We start from the raw sequence: 19,106 nt of genomic DNA on the forward strand, positions 1-19,106 counted from the left end.
GATACCTTGATGCTAATACTTTGAAATGACAAACGTCTTATTACGGTTTTTGCACAATATCTAAACAGATGGTTGGTTCAGTGCGCGTCTTACATGTCGATGACGAACCGGACTTTGCCGATCTAACTGCGGCATATCTCGAGCGGACCATAGATTCATTCAGCGTCGATACTGCGAAGCGGGCCGATGAGGTCATTGCGGACCGCCCGCAGGACACGTACGACTGTATTATCAGCGACTACGATATGCCTGGAATGAACGGGCTGGAGTTCCTCGAACGGATTCGCGAGGACGCACCGAAGTTTCCGTTCATCCTCTACACCGGGAAGGGTAGCGAAGAGATCGCGGCCGAAGCAATCTCCGCAGGTGTCACGGACTACATCCAGAAGGAACCGGGAACGTCCCAGTATGCGGTGCTAGCGAACAGGGTGCAAAACGCGGTCGAAGCCCGTAGAGACGAACTCGAGGCTATGCGTGGGCACCGCGCAATGAACGCGGCCTGGGACGGCATCAGCACACTGGACAACGAGGGTCGGTTCACCTATTTGAACGATGCCTACGCGGCCACGTTCGGCTATGAGCGCGACGAGCTTCTGGGCGAACACTGGCAGAAAATCCACTCGGCAGAGAGCCTCAAAACGGTCGATGATGAAATCCTCCCGGCTGTGAACGAAAACGGGACATGGACGGGCGAGACACTGCTCGAACGCGCCGACGGGACACAGTTCATCGGCGAACACACCGTCGCGAGTATCGAAAATGACGGCTCCGTCTGCGTGGTTCGTGACCGGACTGACCGCGAAGAACTCGACAAGCAACTGCGACACGAGCGCGAGCGGTTCCGGCTACTTGTCGATGCAGTCGAGAATTACGCGATGTTCCTGCTCGACCCCGACGGCCGCATCCAGTCGTGGAACGCCGGTGCGAAACAGATCACGCAGTACGAGGAATCTGATATCCTCGGCGAGCATTTCTCGACGTTTCACACAGGGAAACAGGTGGCCGACGGCATTCCCGAGGAACTGCTGCGAGAAGCCGGGGAGTGCGGCAAAGCCACCGACCGCGGGCTCCGTGTTCGGAAGGACGGGAGCACGTTCTGGGCAGATGTGACCGTCACAGTGCTTCGAGAAAACGGCGACATCCGCGGCTTTGCGAACGTGATCAAGGACATCACAGAGCAGATCGAACGGGAGCGACGACAGGCGACGGCCGAACGCTACCGCGAGAAACTCTACGAGGTCACGAACGATACGAAGCGCCGGTTCGAACAGCGGTTAGTCGACGTACTGGCGCTCGGTGTCGAGTATCTCGGCGTCGATCAGGGCCATCTCGTCGCAATCGATCCCAAGGCAGGAACACATGAAATAATCGCTACCAGTGGCGACCCGTCTCTCACTGCCCCCGGCGACATCACATCGCTCTCCGAGACCTACTGTCGACGAACTATCGAATCCGACGGCATGCTCTCAATCTATAATGCCGAGCAGCAGGGGCTGGATGACGACCCCGCATACCAGCGGTACGGTATCGGCTGTTACCTCGGTGCGAAAATCGAACTCGACGGTGAGCTGTTCGGGACGGTCTGTTTCGTTGCCCGTGACCCCCGGTCGGGCCAGTTTAGACAGGACGAACAGGCCTTCGTCGAACTACTCACCCGCTGGCTCAAATACGAACTGAGCCGACGTGATGGACAGATCCAGTGGCCGTTACAATCCTAATACCGTTGAGTTCTGTGTATCCGGCTCGCAGGGCCGTTTCCGACATTCCCGGCGTCGCACCTGCGTTTCCGATATAACAGTAGAATGTCGCCCGGAACACGACCGGGCGAGAAACTACTAGTAGGCTCGGTGACTATGTTATTCGCTTCTAAGGGCCTCAGACCCATAATATTCCTACTTCCGGACTCCGTGTAAGATTTCCTAGGTTCCGTGGCGATTCATCAACGGGTGGCTCAGTCGATACATCCCGAGTGATTATCAACTGGATGATTCCGCTCGGGCTTCGATCTCGATATTTCTGACAGGCGCACGCTGTGCGTCGGCCTCGTCGCCGAAGGCTACCTCCCACTCCCAGATCTGGTCCGGGCCGAGTCGGTCACGGCGTGTGATACCGCTGTACCGTCGGTCACCGACATCTCCGGAAGCTACGATGATACAGTTTGTGAGCAGTGCAGTACTGGTGTTTCGGGCCATCCCACCAACACCGAGGTTGACCATCGTTCCATCAATCGGGTGACTTGATTCGATATGCAGGGCATCCGAAAGGGGTGGGAGGTCGGCCGTCGATGTTTCGCGTTCGACGGCTACAGTCGTGCGGTGAGTGTCGATGCCCCAATCGAGTATCATCGGGATTTCCGCAACATTAGTCTCGTAGTAGGGTTCGATGGTGCTGGTGTGTGTCCGGCGCTCGCCCACCGGAACTGCGACCTCGACCTCACCGGTATCGGACAGGAGCGTGTGTCCGAACTCTGCGAGGAACCGTGCGTCGCGACTCCCGTCGTTGGTGACAGCAAAAGAAGCAGTGAACGACTCTCCGGATCGGACGCTGCTGGGTGCCTCGATATCGCCAACGACGAACTCTGGAGCGCGCGCGAGTAGTTCGACAACGGCATCCGGAACCCGCCAGCGAGCGGATTCGCCGTCTGCTTCGAGCACAACCGCGACACCCTCGTATTCTGAAACTGGAAGGGGAAATCCGATGGCCCCTGTGGTCTTCGTATCCGGACGCCCGACAAGAGACAGTCGGTCGGTTATCGGCTCGCCGTCCGCGACGACTCTTACTGGGAACTGTTTCACTCTGGTAACATCTGTCTCGACATCAAGCACGAGGAACTGACTGCCTCGCTCGGCGAAGACATCAACGTGAACTCCTGCGTCCCGTATCGACGCACGGACTCTTGGATTGGTAAGCGTAACCGTATGCGAGCCAGCCGAAAGCCTGTTCCGCGGGACCGGCGTTTCTGTACCCGACGAATCGGCCGTCGGTGTGTCTCTCAGCGAGTCGTTAGTTGCAGTCTCATTTTCCCCCTCAAAGTAGCTGCTACACCCGGTGAGACTACCAGACCCGAGTCCAACAGCGGTGGCGAGGTACGTACGTCGGTCCATACGAAGTCCTCTGCATGGAGAAGTAAGTCTCTCCGGGACGGTCAAATTGGATATTTAGCGACCCAACCGGGTAATTGCCCTTGGAAGTCAAGGAAAAGTTGGCACGAGTACAGGTAGTTCGGTCTTGCAGGCATCACATCGGCTGAGATTCAGGGTGTCACCCTGGTGGAGTATCGAATGTCCGTTCCACGCTCCGACCAGTCACGCGTGAACTGCTCGCACGTAGACTGACCGGTCGTTTCTGCGCCGTTCCAAACAGTTCCCCCCGCTCAAAGCCATCATCCAGCGTGTAGACCAACATCGTCACGCTACGCGGGTAACCGATAGTCGAGAGTGAACGTGACGGGTTGGTGGGTAGCGTCACAGTTGTGGTATCGGATTAGTCAGTACGAGCAGACAGGTATCGTCGTGCGTGTCAGTATATTCACGTTCTGTCAAGAACAGCTTGCTGAACACAGGGGTTCTATTCAGCAGGGCACTAGCATCTCCCCTTGTGTCGCTATCTCGTTATCCCGCTTGCATCTCGTGTTCACCGGGTTTCTCGTCACCCCCTGTCGTCCAGTGACCGACGTAGACCTGCCCGAGGAACAGCAGTGTGAACACAGTGTTGAGGTACAGTGTATAGCCAGCAGGTGCGGTCCCGCCGGCTTCGCCCTGCGGTGGGATGAGACCCAGCCCGCCCCAGAGATAGTGAATGACGACGCCTGAGATAACGGCAGTGATGAAAATCGAGACGAACAGGACAGCAGCCATCCGTAGACCGTAGTAGCGGCGGTAGGCGTCGTCGATGGTCGGGACGATGAGGTCCGCGAAGATGAAGCTCATCACACCGCCGAAGGCGATGCCGTTATTCCAGAGAATGACCGCGAACGGAACGTTCCCGACCGAGCAGACGAACGTTACCACGCCGATGACGACCCCGATTATTGCACTGGCAAGAACCCAACCCAGCGTCCCCTCTGCACCGAGGCCGAACAGGGTCGTCCACCACTCACGGGGAACGAACGCGCCGATCAGTCCGGCGATGAGAAAGCCCGCGACGATATCTTTCCAGAGCATCCCCCACTCACCGAGCGCGTTCTTCGAGGCGAGCCGCCAACCATCACGAGTCAGCAGCCGATCACGCCACGTCGCGTCTTCCTGACGTTGCTGCTCTTGGTAGGCCTGTTTGCACGATTCCGAGCAGAAGTATTCGGTCCCGCCACCGGTCTCCAGTGTGACGATGTCGTCACTCGTCGGGTCGACTTCCATGCCACACGACGGATCACGCACGCCCTCCGAGGATCGAAGATGCTCGCGCGCAGCCGTGAACCACGCTTCTGGGACAACATACTTGACCGTCACCGCGAGAAGTCCGATGAGGAGCAGGCCGGCCACATAGTCGGCCAGTACGAACTGCCAACCCAGCAGAATCCACATGACAAGGCCCAATTCGATCACGAGGTTCGTCGAGGCGAACTGAAAGGCAGCCAGACTAGCAACAGGTGATGCGCCTTTCTTGAACAGCGATTTGGTCGTCGCAACCGCGCCAAACGAACACGACGAGGACGCCGCCCCGAAGACCGTCCCGAGACCGAGTTCACGCCAGCCGTTCCCCCCGAGGACAGCAGACATCTTCTCCTCACTGACGAACGTTTCGACGGCACCGGCGATGGTAAATCCCAGGACGAGCGCCCACCACGTTTCCCAGAACATCTCCCCAGCGAGGCGCAAGCCCTCAACGAAGGTCTCTGTCACCATTTCGTGACCACCTCTGAGTAGGAGTTGGCGACCACCAATCGCACTCTCCGTTCTCACCAATCATTCTAATATATAATACAGTCACCACGTTCAATGCTCTTGTGCTTAAGAAATCCAGTATAGAGTCGGATTCAAATTTTGTATGTTAGTGGTGTTCCGGTATCTACCAAGATATTCAAACCAATGATGCGGCCATTAGGGGGTATGAGCTCTGTACCCAGCACGAGCATTCAGAGCTGACAAATGTCACTGCTCCCGGGAACCTTCATTTCTGGATACCTGCAGCGAATGACAGAAATGACATACTGAATATAGCAAATGTCTGCAGCAGTGGGTTGAGTCTGATAGCTGATGGGTAAATTTCTCTGACGGAGGTAACTGGGTTGATAGATCCCCGTCGGCGGGGAACCTGAAGTCACTGAGAAAGTATGGTAGCGCTTTCGCGGCTAATCAAGGACGGCGAACCAGAAGACGACTCCGACGACAACGGCACCGACCCCAAGTACGATGCTCACGTGTTCTAGACTCGCTAAGAGTACGAGCGTCGACGCGGCCCCTAGAAGCGGCACCCAAGGAACACCGGGAACGCGGAAGCGCCGCTTGCGGTCGGGATACTTTCGGCGCGACTGGATTAGCGCGACGTTGACGAACGCCAGCCCCCCGAGAAGCATGAAATCCGCGAAATGCGCCAGTGACTCCAGCCCGAGAACGAGGCTACTCTCCGGAGCAGTTTCACCGGGTGGTGCCGCGAAGATGACGCCGAACACGAGGAAAAACAGGAGACCCAGTCCGCCGGTTACGGCTACCGCGACGGTCGGACTTCCCGTTCGTTCATCGATTTGCTCGATCGACTCGGGGAGGTGGTCGCGCTCGGCCATCGCCAGCTTCACTCGAGACCCCGCCAGCACCGTCGCGTTGGCCGCAGAGAGCATCGACAGCAGTGCACCGCCGACGAAGATGTAGAACCCGGCCGGACCGAGGTAAAACTGTGCGGCCCTTGCCATCGCCACTTCACCGTGTTCGGCTATGAACGATGTGGCGGCCTCCTGAGAGGCTAGCCCCGTGCGCTCGACGAGAAACGCGAGAAACGCTCCGTCGTTGATCGCCACGACAACGACCAGCACCACCAGCACGTACAGTAGGGTTACGAGCCCGATACTCAGGAAAATAGCCCGTGGAACGGTTCGCTCAGGCGACTCGATCTCGCCTTCGTTGGTGGCGATCGCCTCAAAGCCGAAGAAGGTGATGAACACGAGCGCTGATGTAAGCGCGACATCCCCGAACTGCGTGGCGTGAGTCGAGAGCGAGGTGGCAACTACGTCGGCCTGGAACGCTCGAATGCCGCCAAACAGGAACAGAGCGATCAGCGCCACCTTGAGGCCAGTGACGACGATCTGGAACTTGCCACTCTCCTTGGCACCGGCGAGGTTGATAGCTACGAGCACGCTGAGGACGACCACACCTGGAATCCAGAAGGGTAAGGCAGCCGGGAGTGCCAGTGCGGGCCAGATGAACCGCGCGAACCAGTCGGTGAAACTCGCGAGGTAGAAGGCCGCACTTGCGGGGTAACCGAGGATCATCAGCCACCCCACCAGATACGACAAGTCAGAGTCGAACACCTCGGCGACGTAGGCGTAGCCGCCACCGTCGACAGTATAGATGGTCGCAAACTCGGCGTAGGAGAGTGCCGTGAACGATGCCACAAGCGCCGCTAACCCGAATGAGACTGCGGCGGCTGCACCGACGGTGGCGACAGCCAGCCCCGAGAGCACGAAGATCCCGCCCGCGATCATTGTCCCAACCCCGATCGAGGTAGCCCCGAGGAGGCCGATATTCCTTTCCAGTCGCTCTTCAACGGCACCCCCCGACCGCCGTGTTTCCTCAGATTGAGTCACGGTACCCCTTCCTGATTGACAGTTATTGGCATCGGAATAAAAGCCTGTAGGGTATTGCATGGCGTTGGGAATCGCCTCGGGAGGGTCGCCAACTGATGACAGAGTAGTATCACTCTTCCAGCCTCGCCATCATCGACTGTTCTCCCGAGAAAACGACGGGGATGGGGCTCAGTGGGGTATACCTGCCTCGACAGAATATGGCAATATAGCTACATATCTTATTTACAAATGGCTTCAGTAGCATACTCGAAATGTACGCCCGGAACACTAACGTCCGGCATCATCCTCGGCGGTGTGCCACGTCAGCCGGCAAACCCTCGTGCCGGGCGGGTCGTTGAATAGCGACCAAATGCGCGAGCGGCGTCAGCCGCGAGCGCGGGTGATTACAGCGTAATCACCGATCGCCCAGACGGTGCAACCGTCTGGCGGGTCGTCGGAAGACGACCAGATGCGGTGTGAACCGCGGTCATGTCGCGTGCCCGGGTTCTCCGGATCGTCATCGTCCCGGTGACGGGTCTCAGCCGGGGATTAAAGGCACGCATCCGTACTTCGCCGGTGGCACACCTAAGGGTGACGTTCAGACAGCGTAGTCGTCCTCGCGCAGCTGGACGTACTTGCCGTTGCGAGAGGAGAACTTCCCCCATTTGTAAGCCAGAACCATCTTGATGCCGTTGTAGCCGCCACGGAGCGCCGCATCGGCTTTGATTCCACGGGCGTCCATCAAGTCGTTGGCAGTTCTAAAGGCCCGGTCCCAGTCGGTGGGCCGCCAGTCCCGAACCATATCTGCGAAGGTGACGTTACGGAGGATTTCGTCGCCGATGGCGTCGTGCCAGGCGTCGTTGTACCGTTCGAGGCGGTCGTTCGCGGCGAGGCGGCCGGCGATTTTCCCGGTGCGAACGGCGACGTGGTCGCCGCCCTCGTGGAACGCCGAGGTGGTCCCCATTGCGCCACCGGCCACAGCGATGCCGGCACCCACCGGCGACTCTATTGGCTGGGTCGAGGAGATGGGATACGTCTCCGTCCCTTTCGATTTCCCGCGCTCCTCGACGAGCGGGAAGTCGTCGAGATCGTACGCCTGAAACTCCCGTTCGAGCAACCGCTCGATGTACTGCCGGCCCTGCGGGATGCTGTCGTCGTTCGCTCTGAGGAGGTCCCACTCGCTGCGGTCGTACGCGTCGATGTCCAGCCCGATGGGCATCGTGAGGCCGATGCGCGCGACGGAATTGTCGTTCGGGAAAATCCACGGGTACGCCGTGTGGCCGGGCATGATACCCCACCAGAACTCGATGAACTCCGGTGTGAACAGTTCCTCGGGCATCCGCCGGTGCTCCTGATAGGCGATGTGGTTGACCTCGTTCGAGGGCATGATGTCGGCCATCGTCTGCCCGGCCGGGAGGAACTGGTCGAGCGTGCCGCCGGTGATAGTCCGCTGTGGGCCGTCGGCAAGGATCACGTACTCGGCGGCGATGTCCTCGCCGTTGGCCAGCCGAACGGTGTGTCGCGGTGAACTCCGGAGATCGGTGTCGACGCCGGTGACGCTGACGCCGACGCAGTAGTCCGCGCCCGCGTCCGTCGCTCGTTCGCGAAGCCAGTCGTCGAACCGCGCCCGGTGGAACGTGATACCGAAGTCGTCAGTGCTGGAACTGATACCGGTCTCCGTGAGCGTCATCTCCGTCGAGGGGCCGTAGAACTTCGCCCCGTCGAGTTCGCTCAGCACCACGTCCTCGGGGAACTCCGACCGCGGAATACCCATAATGTCGAACCAGTAATCGAGCAGCCCAGCGGCGTCCGTCGAGTCCGGCCCCGTCCCCTCGCGGTCGGCTCTGGGGACCCCTTTTTCCAGGAGGACGGCGTCGGCCCCGTGGTCGGCTGCAGCCTCGGCCGCCGACGACCCGGCCGGGCCACCACCCACAATGGCGACGTCTACGTGTTCCATACCCGCTACGGCGTCCCGCGCCCGCTAAAACCTATTGTCTTGCATCGGATTCGCGCTCTGACGCCCTTGTGTCTGAACTGGAACGCGCTGCGCGCTACGGTTCGGACACCGCGTCGGTGAGTGACACGTCGTGTTGTTCTAGCTGTTCGACGGCTCGCTGGTACGCGTCGCTCTCCGCAAGCACTGTGGCTCGTACAGCGTCGGCAACCGTTGCTCGGCGGTCGGCAAGTCCCAGGAGTTCCCGACGTTGCGTCTCGTACTCGCATCGGGCACGAACTGTCGAGAGCACCGACAACAGGGTATCCCGGTCAGCGGGCTTTCTGAGATACGAATCGACCGGAATATCCAGAATATCCACGTCCGGCTTGACGCTACTGATCATAACGACCGCAGGAGTAACTGACCGCTGCTGGAGCCTTTCGGCGACCGTTTCGCCGCTCAGTTCCGGCATCTGGCGATCCAGCAGTACCGCATCGACCGAGTCATCAATCCGCTGTAACCCCGTACGGCCGTCACCGGCCTCTATAACATCGTACTCTTCCGGAAGCCAAAGTCTGTAGAGTTGTCTATAGTTCTTATCGTCATCGATCACCGCAACGCTAGTCGGTCTCCCCATTCCTTCGAAATCCTACGCCGGTCATCCTACAAATATTCTAAGATATCGCCGAACTATTACTACAAATTTTACTAATTCATGCTGGTATTTCGCCCGTTCTCTAATGATTGCTAAACGAATACTATTTCGGCGTGCGATCGACGGACTGCCGGCACCGTTTTGAGGCCCCCGCGTGGAACAGCCGGTATGGCTCCGCACGCCACAGGAGGGGTTCAATGGCCGATATCGTCGTGACCCGATACGCCGTTCACGGAATGCCGGTCGACCAGTACGCGGCAGCGCTCCGGGACCGACTACCGGAGTGGGACATCGCCGTCGCTGAAACGCCTGGGGCCGAGCGGGACTTGATCGAGGACGCGACAGTCCTGACCGGCAATGACCTCTCACCGGAGTTGGTCGATGCTGCCGATTCGCTGCAGTTGTTTGCAGGGACATACGCTGGATACGACCATCTCCCGCTCTCGGACCTTGCGGACCGCGACATCGCGCTCACGACGGCCTCCGGCGTCCACGGCCCGAACGTCGCCGAGAACGTCGTCGGCTCGTGGCTCGCCTTCGCTCGGGGCTTCTTCACCGCTCGCCGCCACCAGCGCGATCGCGTCTGGCAGTCGTTCCACACTGACGACTTCGCCGGTAGCCGTGTCTGCATCGTCGGCTTGGGCGAGATCGGCGAGGCCATCGTCGACCGCGTTCAGGGATTCGACGTGGAGACCGTCGGCGTCCGCCACTCGCCGGAGAAGGGCGGGCCGACCGACGAGGTGTACGGCTTCGACGAGATTCACGAGGCGGTCGCCGACACAGAGTACATCGGACTCGCCTGCCCGCTCACCGACGAGACGCGCCACCTTATTGACGAGGAAGTGTTCCGGACGATGCACCCCGAGGCGGTACTTACCAACGTCGCCCGTGGCCCAGTTGTCGATACCGACGCGCTGGTCAGTGCGCTCCAGCGCAATCATATCGGCGGTGCGGCCCTGGATGTGACCGACCCCGAACCGCTGCCCGGCGACCACCCGCTATGGGACTTCGAGAACGTCCTCATTACGCCACATAACGCCGGCCACACACCCAGCTACTACGAACGGCTGGCCGACATCGTGGCGGAAAACGTCCGGCGGGCCGAGCGAACCGGCGAGTGGGACGGGCTCAGGAACCAGATCGAGCTCTAGTCACTGTCGGCTGGCGAGATAGCCAGCGCGGGCTTCGTACACCAGATAGGATACCACTGTCACAGCGAGCACGCTGCCGAGTAGTTGATTGAGCGTAACGCTCCCGACGCTAGTCCGTCCGGCGACTACTCGCAGGAAGGAGGCCACAGCTACCATCGCTGCAACTCCGATGTACCGCCAGCGGGCCGCAACTGAAATTGTCTCACTATCTCCCACAAGAGCTAGGTACAGATGTGCGCCACCCAATATGACAAAGTTCGCACCTGCAAAAAACGCGACCGACCCAAGCCGTCCGAGCGGAAATACGAATGGGCGGAGCACTGAAACGATTATAACTACGCTCACCAGCCCAATCTGAAGCTTCGTATCGCGGGAGACCATGTGTACGCAGTCGATACTGATTGTGAAAAATGTCTGCTTAGCGACTTGACCTCGGTCAATTTCCAAAAACCGCACTCGGCGAGACCGACCGTTACAGATAGCCGCGTTTGTTCAGCAGTTCGCCGTTCAGCACGCTCGCACCGGCGGCACCGCGCATCGTGTTGTGCGCCAGACAGTTGAACTGGACGCCGTCGTTCGTTTCGCGGAACCCACCGACTGCGACGCCCATGCCGTCCTCGACGTTGCGGTCGAGTCGTGGCTGTGGACGGTCGGGTTCCTCAAACACCGTGATGAGCTTCTCTGGCGAAGACGGCAGGTCGATACCGGTAACTGCCTCCATCGCGGCCTCGGCGTCGGCCGTGGAGATGTCCTCGGCCGTGTCGGCCCAGACGTTTTCGAGGTGGCCGTCGAGCGTCGGGATGCGGTTACAGGAGGCGGCCACGTCCATCTCGTTGAGGTGGACCTCCGCACCGTCGAACGAGCCCAGCAGCTTGCGCGATTCGGTCTCCATCTTCTGCTCTTCACCGCCGATGTGCGGGATGGCGTTGTCGATGATCTCCATCGACGTGACGCCGGAGTAGCCCGCGCCGGAGACGGCCTGCAGGGTCGAGACGCGCACGTCGGCCAGGTCGAACTCGCGGTCGAGGGCGGCCAGCGGCGGGACCATCGTGATCGTCGAACAGTTCGGGTTCTTCAGGAGTGCGCCGTCCCAGCCGCGCTCGTCGCGCTGGACTTCGAGAAGGTCGACGTGATCGGCGTTGACCTCGGGAATGATGAGGGGAACGTCCTCGTCCATCCGGCCGTTCGAGGAGTTCGAAGAGACTGTGTAGCCGGCCTCACAGAACTCCGGTTCGACCTCCGCGCCGACGCTCGACGGGAGCGAGGAGAAGATGAGATCGACGTCGTCGGGAACCGAATCCGGGTCGGTGGCGCGGACTTCTAACCCAGCCACATCTTCGGGAATCGGGGAATTGACGCGCCACTTGGCGGCGTCCTTGTATGTCTCGCCAGCGCTCGCGTCGCTGGCTGTCAGTGCTGCGATCTCGAACTCGGGGTGGGGATCGAGCAGTTGAATAAGTCGCTGCCCGACTGCGCCAGTCGCACCGAGCACACCTACGCGTACAGTCATCGCTTGACACACGGCTACGGGTGGTCAAAACAGTTTGGATACGAAAGCGGTACCGCTGCCCTCGTAGGATTACTCGTCCTCGGTATCCTCGAACACCCACTCGATGACACGGGCCTCCACGAGGTCCCGCTCTTCGACGTAGGGGTCGTCGTGATTCGCCAGCGTCTCCTCGGCCTTTGCGCGCATCTCCGCCTCGATCTCCGTGTGGTCCGGCTTGTCCCGGATGTCGTTCAGCAGCGCCTCGAAGTCCTCCCGGAGATCGAAGGAGGCACGGGCGGCGTTACATCTGGATAGAGGACTCATCCCGGTTTCTAACACGAGATCTCGAACCGTCTCCCAGTCCGAGTCACAGAAGTAGATGGACACCTCACCGACGATGTCCTGCCAGGCGATCGGGTCTGCGTGCTTGAGTAGCGGGACCGCCCGCGGCGGTAGATCGAGACGGGTCGCAGTGTCGGGATTCCCGCACAGACAGCAGGCCTTCTCCGTCTTCCCCGTGTACATGTGAGACAGTTGGGTCGGACGTATTTGGACCCATCGCAGTCGGACGGTCGCTGGCCGGCTACACCGGAATGAACTCGGGGTCCACGTCGTTCAGGCGGTCGGTGTTCGAGACGAACTGGTAAAAATCGCTGTAAAGGTCCGTACACTTCCCGTCGGCGTCGTAGCGGAGCGTGTGCCAGTCAGCGATGACGGCGCAGTATCGCTTCGCTCGCGTGAGCGCGACGTTCAACCGACGAGGGCCGTCGACCGGTCGCCCAAGAAACCCGACGTTCCCCTCGGCGTTGCTCCGGACGAGCGACAGGACGATCGCCGTCCGTTCGCCGCCCTGAAACGAGTCGATAGTGTCGACGGTGACGCCGTCAGCGGCGTCAGTACGCTCGGCGAGAATCTCCCGGATCTTCGACACCTGCGCGCTGTACGGAGTGATGACGCCGATCTCCTCAGCGGGCACGTCCGACAGCAGGTCCTGAATGAGATGGGCGACGAGGCGGGCTTCGGTGGGATTGGACTTGGAGTGCCCGACGGTCTCGACTCGCCCACCGACGTTGTACCCCTCTATCGCCGGCCGGTCGGCTAATGGGTCGACCGCCCGCCCGTTCCGTAGCGTCCGGTCGTAGAACCGCCGGTTCGGGAAGTACGCGATGTCACGGTGCATTCGGTACTGGGTCTGTAGCTGGAGGCCGACGCCGTCGTAGACGCCGCCGTCGGCGTAGAGATGTTCGAACAGCGAGTGGCCGTAGCTCGATTCTGGCGGTTCGTCGCTGGCGCTGTAGGGCGGCAGCTGTCGGTGGTCTCCGGCCAGCACGGCGCGGTCGGCCCGGACTAGCGGGATACACGACGCCGCGCAGGTTGATTGGGTCGCTTCGTCGAGCACCACCAAGTCGAACTCCCGGGCGAGCGTGGCGGCGCTGTTGTTCGTCACCGCGACAACGTCGGCTCGTCCGGGTACGTCGCTGTAGGCGCGCCGGACGACCTCGTTTGCTGACTGGCTCGCGTTCACGCGGTCGAGGGTGTAGTCGCCGTCGCCGCGCTGGCCGTAGGCGTGCAGTGACTGCGGGTCGGCCACGTCGCTCGTCGACGACCCTGCCACGAGATTGTCGACCGCCTGATTCGAGTCCGCACACACCAACACGTCCTCACCGGCCTGTGCAGCCCGGCGGACGATTTCGACCAGCGTCCGCGTCTTCCCGGTCCCCGGCGGGCCGTGAATACAGAACAGGTCGTCGGCCAGCAGTGCGTGCTCGACGGCCAGTTGCTGCTCCTGATTCAGTTCCGCGTCGAACTGGTCGCTCCGGGCAGCTGCCCCGTTCGAGAACGTTATGGGCCGGTCGCCGGCAAGCACGTCCCGGAAACGGTGGTCAGTTAGCGACTCGATCGCCTCTCGTTCGCGGTCGAACGGAACGGGATTTAGCAATGCCATGAGCCCGTAGGTGGCGTCACCGTCAGTGAGTGCGCTTTCGAGCGTCGTCGCCCCGTCGATATCGGCCCAGTCCACCGCGAGCCAGACCGACCGTCCGCGGATGCGCTCGACCGTCGCCGGGACCGGGAACGGGTCGTCTTCACGTCCGCTCTCCCTGTCGGCGTGAATCAGCACCTCGTTCCCCTCGTGGATGCCGAACACGGATTCGACGACAAACGCCCAGTCACCGTCCTGTCTGGCGGCGACATCGGCGGGCGGGTCGACGCGGAACCGATAGGCACCGTCGTCTCGGCCACGGGTGTGGAGTTCGGGGACCGCATCGCCACCGGCCTCGTACACCTCGTCAGGTGAGCGCCGCTCGGCGCGCTCCCGGTTCTGTTGGCGAGTCGCCTCACGTTCTTGCTCAACGTGGGAACGCAAGCCGTCGAGCAGTTCATCCGACGGGATCGGGTTTCGGGGCGATTCGCTGTCGTCTATCGGCGAGTCGTAGGAGGGCGGGTACGTCTCCGGGACGTAGTCGGAGTGCCAGAATCGGATCCGGTTGGCCAGCCTCGTGGCTCCGAACCCGTCCGCATCGACGAAGTCCCGCTCGCCGTCGCGTTCAAAAACGAATATCTCGCCGTGGAGCGAGTGATCGGTAAAGGCGACGAATTCGTCGGTAACTCGCGCCGAGTCCGGTTCGTGCAACGGGATACAGACCCAGTCTTCCTCGGGGTGGGCGAGTTCGTCGTGATGGGCCGCGAACTCGGCGACAGGGCGTGCGGGGACGACATCGCCGCGATCGTCGAGAGCGTCGTCGTCGGGGACACACAGCGACGCGTCGTCGAGGTCAAAGGACCCGATGACGTGGTCGAACAGGAGCGACATCTACCCCCGACTGCGCCCTGCTGTCGTAAAACAGTACGGCCCACCCCGACAGCCCGTCACACCGGACAGGAACGTTTTAATCGCCGGACCGGCCACACATCGGTATGGATACCGCCGAGCGACTCGATCTGGTGACGCGACACACGACAGAGGTCGTCACCGAGGACGAACTGCGGACGCTGTTCGAGGACGGCGACCCGTCGGCGTACATCGGCTACGCGCCGACCGGCGAGATGCACATCGGGCACTTCACGACGATGCGAAAGCTCGCGGACTTCCTGCGGGCCGGCGTCGACGTGACAGTCCTCATCGCGGACCTGCACGCCCACCTCGACGACAACAAGTCGCCCTTCGACCTGCTGGATGCCCGCTCGGCCTACTACGAGACGGCCATCGAGGGCATGATTGAAGCGGCTGGCGCGGACCCCGAAGATGTGACCTTCGTCCGCGGGACCGACTTCCAGCTCGACGAGGAGTACACGCTGGAAATGTACCGGATGGCCGCCGAGACGACCATCTCGCGAACGCAGCGCGCGGCCAGCGAGGTCGTCCGCGAATCTGAGAGTCCGAACCTCGGCGGGCTCATCTACCCGCTGATGCAGACGCTGGACGTGAAGGCACTCGATGCTGACATCGCCTACGGCGGTGTCGACCAGCGCGGCATCTACATGCTCTCGCGCGAGATTCTGCCGGACCACGGTGGCGAGTCGCCGATCTGTCTGTTCGCCCCGCTGCTGTCGGGCCTCTCGGGTGGCAAGATGAGCGCTTCCGACGAGGCGTCGAAGGTCAACCTCACAGACAGCCCCGACGAGGTCGACGAGAAGATCAATCAGGCGTACTGCCCAGCCGGCGAGGTCGAGGAGAACGGCGTGCTGGAGTACCTCGAACACCTCGTCTTCCCGGTGCTGGACGTTCGCGGCGATTCGTTCGTCGTCGAGCGCCCGGAGGAGTACGGCGGCGACCTCACCTACGAGAGCTACGACGAGGTCGAATCGGACTTCGTCAGCGGCGAACTCCACCCCGCTGACCTGAAGCCCTCGGCCGCCAGCGCGATCTCGGACGTGATCGACCCGGTTCGGGAGCGACTGAGCGACGAGGACGAGCTACTCGCCGAGGCATACCCCGAGAAGTACGGCGCGGAGTAACGCCGTCGACCGATGCCGTCCCCCGACCAGAGCGCCGAGAGTGACGAACCGGATCGCTCCCGGGCTGCCGTCCGCCGGACGTACGAAGACATCGGCGACCACTTCTCGAAGACCCGCGAGTACGCCTGGCCGGAGGTCGAATCGTTCGTCGACGACGCTGGCGGCGTTGAGACGGCACTTGACGTCGGCTGTGGTAACGGCCGCCACGCGGAACTGCTCGCAGCGGTCGCTGACACTGTGGTCGGCCTCGACGCCAGCCGCGCGCTCCTGCAAGCCGCGACCGACCGCGTCGGCGACAGCGTCGCGCTGCTGCAGGGCGACGCGACCCGCCTCCCGCTCACAGCCGGGTCCGTCGACCTCGCGGTGTACGTCGCGACGCTGCACCACCTCCCGTCGCGGTCCGCCCGCCGCGCCAGCCTGAATGAACTGGCTCGCGTGCTCGCGCCGGGCGCTCGGGCGCTCGTCAGCGCGTGGAGTACGGCCCACGACCGCTTCGACGCTGACACCGACGCGGACGCGGGCTTCGACACGACCGTCGACTGGACGCTCCCCGGCGGCGAGACGGTCCCGCGGTTCTATCACATCTATACGCCGGCCGAATTCGAGCGCGATGTCGCCGACAGCGACCTCCGGCTCGTCTCGATGGAACTGTCAAGCGGCAACTGTTACGGGGTTGTCGAGCCAGAAGGGAAACGCACTTAATTGCCTTCCATCTATGAGGGTATACGTTCGCACTCGGGCGGAACACAGTCTGCCGAGCCTGTGTCCGCACGAGCAAGCGGCGGTGGTGAGCAAATCCGACGGATTTGCGAACGACGCCGCGAACGAACGTAGTGAGTGAGCGGCGGTGGTCTAGTGGTAGGACCTGAGCCTTCCAAGCTCATGGCCCGGGTTCAAATCCCGGTCGCCGCATTTCGCTGCGAGCACAACCGCGAGCAGCAAATGCTGTACAGAGGGATTTGAACTACGGAAATCCGAGCGGTAGCGAGGATTTGCAGTCGAGTTCAAATCCCGGTCGCTGTCCGTTCCGACAGATAGTGACGATCAGCCGATGCGCCACCCCGTGTTTGACTTTCGCTGGGCGCACCTCTGTCCGATTCCGTAGCTGTCGACACTCTCACTCCGATTCGACGGCAGCCGCTTCAAACTCCTCCCAGTCATCACCCATCCACTCTTGCAGGCGGTCAGTGACGCCGGCGAAGTCCTCGCCGTCCTCGAAGGACTCGACGACGACCCAACCGTCGCCGTTGCGGTCGTAGCCGAGACTGTAGCCACGGTCGCCGTTGATGATAACGACGAACGCGGCCACCGCGTCGAGGTCGGGGAAGAACCCGACCGGCGCAAACCCGTAGTCGTCGTGCTGGGCTTCGAGGGCCGAGATCTCGCTCGTCGAAAGCGGTCTGTCGGGCAGTGAGTCCGTCAGTTCGGTCATTACGTCGCAGTCGTGGGGAGAGGATTGAAAGCGTTTCGAGCGGGATGCGGTCAGGGAGCTCTCAAAGTGTGAGACAAACATAACGTCGGCCAACATTGAAGTATTGCCATGACTTTTGTTAACATGGAGCTTCCTACGCTCCCGGCGGGAACGACCGTCGTACCATCCGGGATTGGCATCGGCGGACGATCATCGCCGGTGGAGACTGGCCACTCCACCGGTCACGTATCGCTTTGAAACCAACGGCAGACGGAGCAGCTGACACCTCACCCCCACCCCCACCCCCACCACTTTCCCTGCTCCAGTTTTTCGAGGTGTTTCCGATACAGCAGTCCGTACGTTGTCCTGATAGGGCCGACGAGGGCCGGTGGGGTTTTCTGCCAGTACACGTAGCGTCGGGTATGGATGCTGGGCGGCTTCCTGGGACCAGCGGCCCCGAGCAGATAGTGGCGCACGTCGACATGGACTGTTTCTACGCCGCCTGCGAACAGCGTCGGGAACCGGCACTCAGCGGCGAGCCACTCGTCGTGGGGATGGGCTACGAGAACGGCGCGACCCACGGGGCCGTCGCGACAGCGAGCTACGAGGCCCGGGCGTACGGTGTCGAGTCGGCGATGGCTATCTCCGAAGCACTGGAACGGCTCCCACGGAAGGTCGAGGCCGTCGAGGACCCGGACCTCGATGTTGAAGACGCCGGCTTCTACCGCCCGGTGGACATGGACTTCTACGAGTCCGTCGCCGCGGATGTCCGGGACATCCTCCATACAGAAGCGGACGTCGTCCGCGAGGTGAGTATCGACGAGGCGTATCTGGATGTAACTGAGCGGGTCTCATGGGAGACTGTCGAGTCGTGGGCAAGAGATTTGAAAGACACAATCGAGTCAGCGGTCGGCGTGGTCGCGAGCGTCGGTGTCGCGCCGACGATGAGCGCCGCGAAGGTGGCCAGCGACCGCGACAAGCCGGACGGGCTGGTCATCGTTGAACCGGGTACCGTCCGGGACTTCTTCGCCGATCTGCCCGTCGAGGACGTCCACGGCGTCGGCCCGGTCACCGCCAGGGAACTCGACTCTCTAGACGTCGGGACTGCGGGCGATCTGGCGGCCGCCGATCCGGAACTGCTGGCCGAGCGCTTCGGCGAGCGCGGCCGCGAGATACGCCGCTACGCCCGCGGCGAGGACGAGCGCTCGGTAACGCCGAAAGGCGACCCCAAGAGTCTCTCGCGGGAATCCGCGTTCACTGACGCGACGACCGATATGGAGACCAAGTGTCGGCAGGTTCGCACCCTCGCCGACGCTGTCGCTGACCGCGCACAGCGAAAGGGTGCGCGCTACCAGACTATCGGCATCAAGGTCGTGACGCCGCCCTTCGACGTGAACACGCGTGCCCGGTCGCTCCCCGGTCCGGTCGAGGAACCCGAACTGGTCAGACGCATCGCGCTGGACCTGCTCGGCGAGTTCGCCGATGATCCGGTTCGGAAGGTCGGGGTTCGCGTCTCGAACCTGGACTTCTCTGCCGGCGAACAAGCTAATCTGGACGGGTTCGGCAGTGACTCCGGAACCGAAGAGAAGAGCGATAGCTCCGTCGCCGACAACAGCTCAGAGACGGCTAAAGAACAGGACGGGGACGGACAGGTGAGACTCGGAACGTTCGGTGAGAACGACGGGGGCAGCGAGGCTGCCGAGGACACGGAGGGCGAGGGAACGGACGCCAGTGAGGCTCAGGTTTCACTCCCGCCCGGTCAGACGACGCTCGCGGATTTCTAGGGCCG

At 61.7% G+C, this 19,106-nt stretch carries 15 protein-coding genes and 1 tRNA gene; 6 read left to right on the top strand and 10 right to left on the bottom strand.

Annotation, left to right across the window (positions count from 1 at the left end; all coding sequences use genetic code 11):
• Positions 1 to 68 precede the first annotated feature (68 nt).
• Positions 69 to 1,718, top strand: a complete 1,650-nt coding sequence (locus IEY38_RS06615; protein WP_188976382.1) for a PAS domain S-box protein — start codon at positions 69 to 71, stop codon at positions 1,716 to 1,718.
• A gap of 258 nt (positions 1,719 to 1,976) precedes the next feature.
• On the opposite strand, the gene IEY38_RS06620 is transcribed toward IEY38_RS06615, so the two are convergent.
• The 5 genes from IEY38_RS06620 to IEY38_RS06640 all read right to left on the bottom strand — a co-directional run bounded on the left by IEY38_RS06620 (position 1,977) and on the right by IEY38_RS06640 (position 9,291).
• The gene (locus IEY38_RS06620; protein ID WP_188976384.1) at positions 1,977 to 3,104 is read right to left on the bottom strand and encodes a hypothetical protein; all 1,128 of its coding nucleotides are present in this window, start codon (positions 3,102 to 3,104) and stop codon (positions 1,977 to 1,979) included.
• Between the two features lie 507 nt (positions 3,105 to 3,611).
• Positions 3,612 to 4,844, bottom strand: a complete 1,233-nt coding sequence (locus tag IEY38_RS06625; protein WP_188976386.1) for a permease — start codon at positions 4,842 to 4,844, stop codon at positions 3,612 to 3,614.
• Positions 4,845 to 5,290: 446 nt separating this feature from the next.
• Positions 5,291 to 6,739 carry an APC family permease gene (locus IEY38_RS06630; protein WP_229775234.1) on the bottom strand — a complete coding sequence of 483 codons (1,449 nt, stop codon included), beginning with the start codon at positions 6,737 to 6,739 and terminating at the stop codon, positions 5,291 to 5,293.
• A 577-nt stretch (positions 6,740 to 7,316) separates the two neighbouring features.
• Positions 7,317 to 8,675: an NAD(P)/FAD-dependent oxidoreductase gene (locus tag IEY38_RS06635; RefSeq protein WP_188976390.1), complete on the bottom strand. Its 1,359-nt coding sequence runs from the start codon at positions 8,673 to 8,675 to the stop codon at positions 7,317 to 7,319.
• Positions 8,676 to 8,769: 94 nt separating this feature from the next.
• Positions 8,770 to 9,291, bottom strand: a complete 522-nt coding sequence (locus tag IEY38_RS06640; RefSeq protein WP_188976392.1) for a response regulator transcription factor — start codon at positions 9,289 to 9,291, stop codon at positions 8,770 to 8,772.
• A gap of 215 nt (positions 9,292 to 9,506) precedes the next feature.
• Here IEY38_RS06640 and IEY38_RS06645 point away from each other — a divergent pair, with 215 nt between their 5' ends.
• Positions 9,507 to 10,460 (top strand): D-2-hydroxyacid dehydrogenase, encoded by a 954-nt coding sequence (locus IEY38_RS06645; protein WP_188976394.1) that lies wholly within the window; start codon positions 9,507 to 9,509, stop codon positions 10,458 to 10,460.
• On the opposite strand, the gene IEY38_RS06650 is transcribed toward IEY38_RS06645, so the two are convergent.
• The 4 genes from IEY38_RS06650 to IEY38_RS06665 all read right to left on the bottom strand — a co-directional run bounded on the left by IEY38_RS06650 (position 10,461) and on the right by IEY38_RS06665 (position 14,761).
• The gene (locus IEY38_RS06650) at positions 10,461 to 10,841 is read right to left on the bottom strand and encodes a hypothetical protein (RefSeq protein WP_188976396.1); all 381 of its coding nucleotides are present in this window, start codon (positions 10,839 to 10,841) and stop codon (positions 10,461 to 10,463) included.
• Positions 10,842 to 10,932: 91 nt separating this feature from the next.
• Positions 10,933 to 11,970, bottom strand: a complete 1,038-nt coding sequence (asd, locus tag IEY38_RS06655) for an aspartate-semialdehyde dehydrogenase (protein ID WP_188976398.1) — start codon at positions 11,968 to 11,970, stop codon at positions 10,933 to 10,935.
• Between the two features lie 69 nt (positions 11,971 to 12,039).
• On the bottom strand, positions 12,040 to 12,474 hold the full coding sequence (locus tag IEY38_RS06660) for a hypothetical protein (RefSeq protein WP_188976400.1): 435 nt from the start codon (positions 12,472 to 12,474) through the stop codon (positions 12,040 to 12,042).
• 58 nt (positions 12,475 to 12,532) lie between these two features.
• Positions 12,533 to 14,761 carry an AAA domain-containing protein gene (locus IEY38_RS06665; RefSeq protein WP_188976402.1) on the bottom strand — a complete coding sequence of 743 codons (2,229 nt, stop codon included), beginning with the start codon at positions 14,759 to 14,761 and terminating at the stop codon, positions 12,533 to 12,535.
• A 104-nt stretch (positions 14,762 to 14,865) separates the two neighbouring features.
• On the opposite strand from IEY38_RS06665, the gene IEY38_RS06670 reads away from it, so the two are divergent.
• The 3 genes from IEY38_RS06670 (at position 14,866) to IEY38_RS06680 (ending at position 16,818) form a co-directional block, all read left to right on the top strand.
• The gene (locus IEY38_RS06670) at positions 14,866 to 15,906 is read left to right on the top strand and encodes a tyrosine--tRNA ligase (RefSeq protein ID WP_188976404.1); all 1,041 of its coding nucleotides are present in this window, start codon (positions 14,866 to 14,868) and stop codon (positions 15,904 to 15,906) included.
• 12 nt (positions 15,907 to 15,918) lie between these two features.
• Complete coding sequence (locus tag IEY38_RS06675) at positions 15,919 to 16,608, top strand: class I SAM-dependent methyltransferase (RefSeq protein WP_188976406.1); 690 nt, start codon at positions 15,919 to 15,921, stop codon at positions 16,606 to 16,608.
• A gap of 139 nt (positions 16,609 to 16,747) precedes the next feature.
• A tRNA-Gly gene (locus tag IEY38_RS06680) sits at positions 16,748 to 16,818 on the top strand.
• A gap of 205 nt (positions 16,819 to 17,023) precedes the next feature.
• On the opposite strand, the gene IEY38_RS06685 is transcribed toward IEY38_RS06680, so the two are convergent.
• Positions 17,024 to 17,338, bottom strand: a complete 315-nt coding sequence (locus IEY38_RS06685) for a hypothetical protein (RefSeq protein WP_188976408.1) — start codon at positions 17,336 to 17,338, stop codon at positions 17,024 to 17,026.
• 401 nt (positions 17,339 to 17,739) lie between these two features.
• Here IEY38_RS06685 and dinB point away from each other — a divergent pair, with 401 nt between their 5' ends.
• Positions 17,740 to 19,101, top strand: a complete 1,362-nt coding sequence (gene dinB / locus IEY38_RS06690; protein ID WP_188976410.1) for a DNA polymerase IV — start codon at positions 17,740 to 17,742, stop codon at positions 19,099 to 19,101.
• The last annotated feature ends 5 nt before the right edge of the window (positions 19,102 to 19,106 follow it).

This window comes from Haloarcula sebkhae (assembly GCF_014647415.1).
GTDB classification, from domain to species: Archaea; Halobacteriota; Halobacteria; order Halobacteriales; family Haloarculaceae; genus Haloarcula; species Haloarcula sebkhae.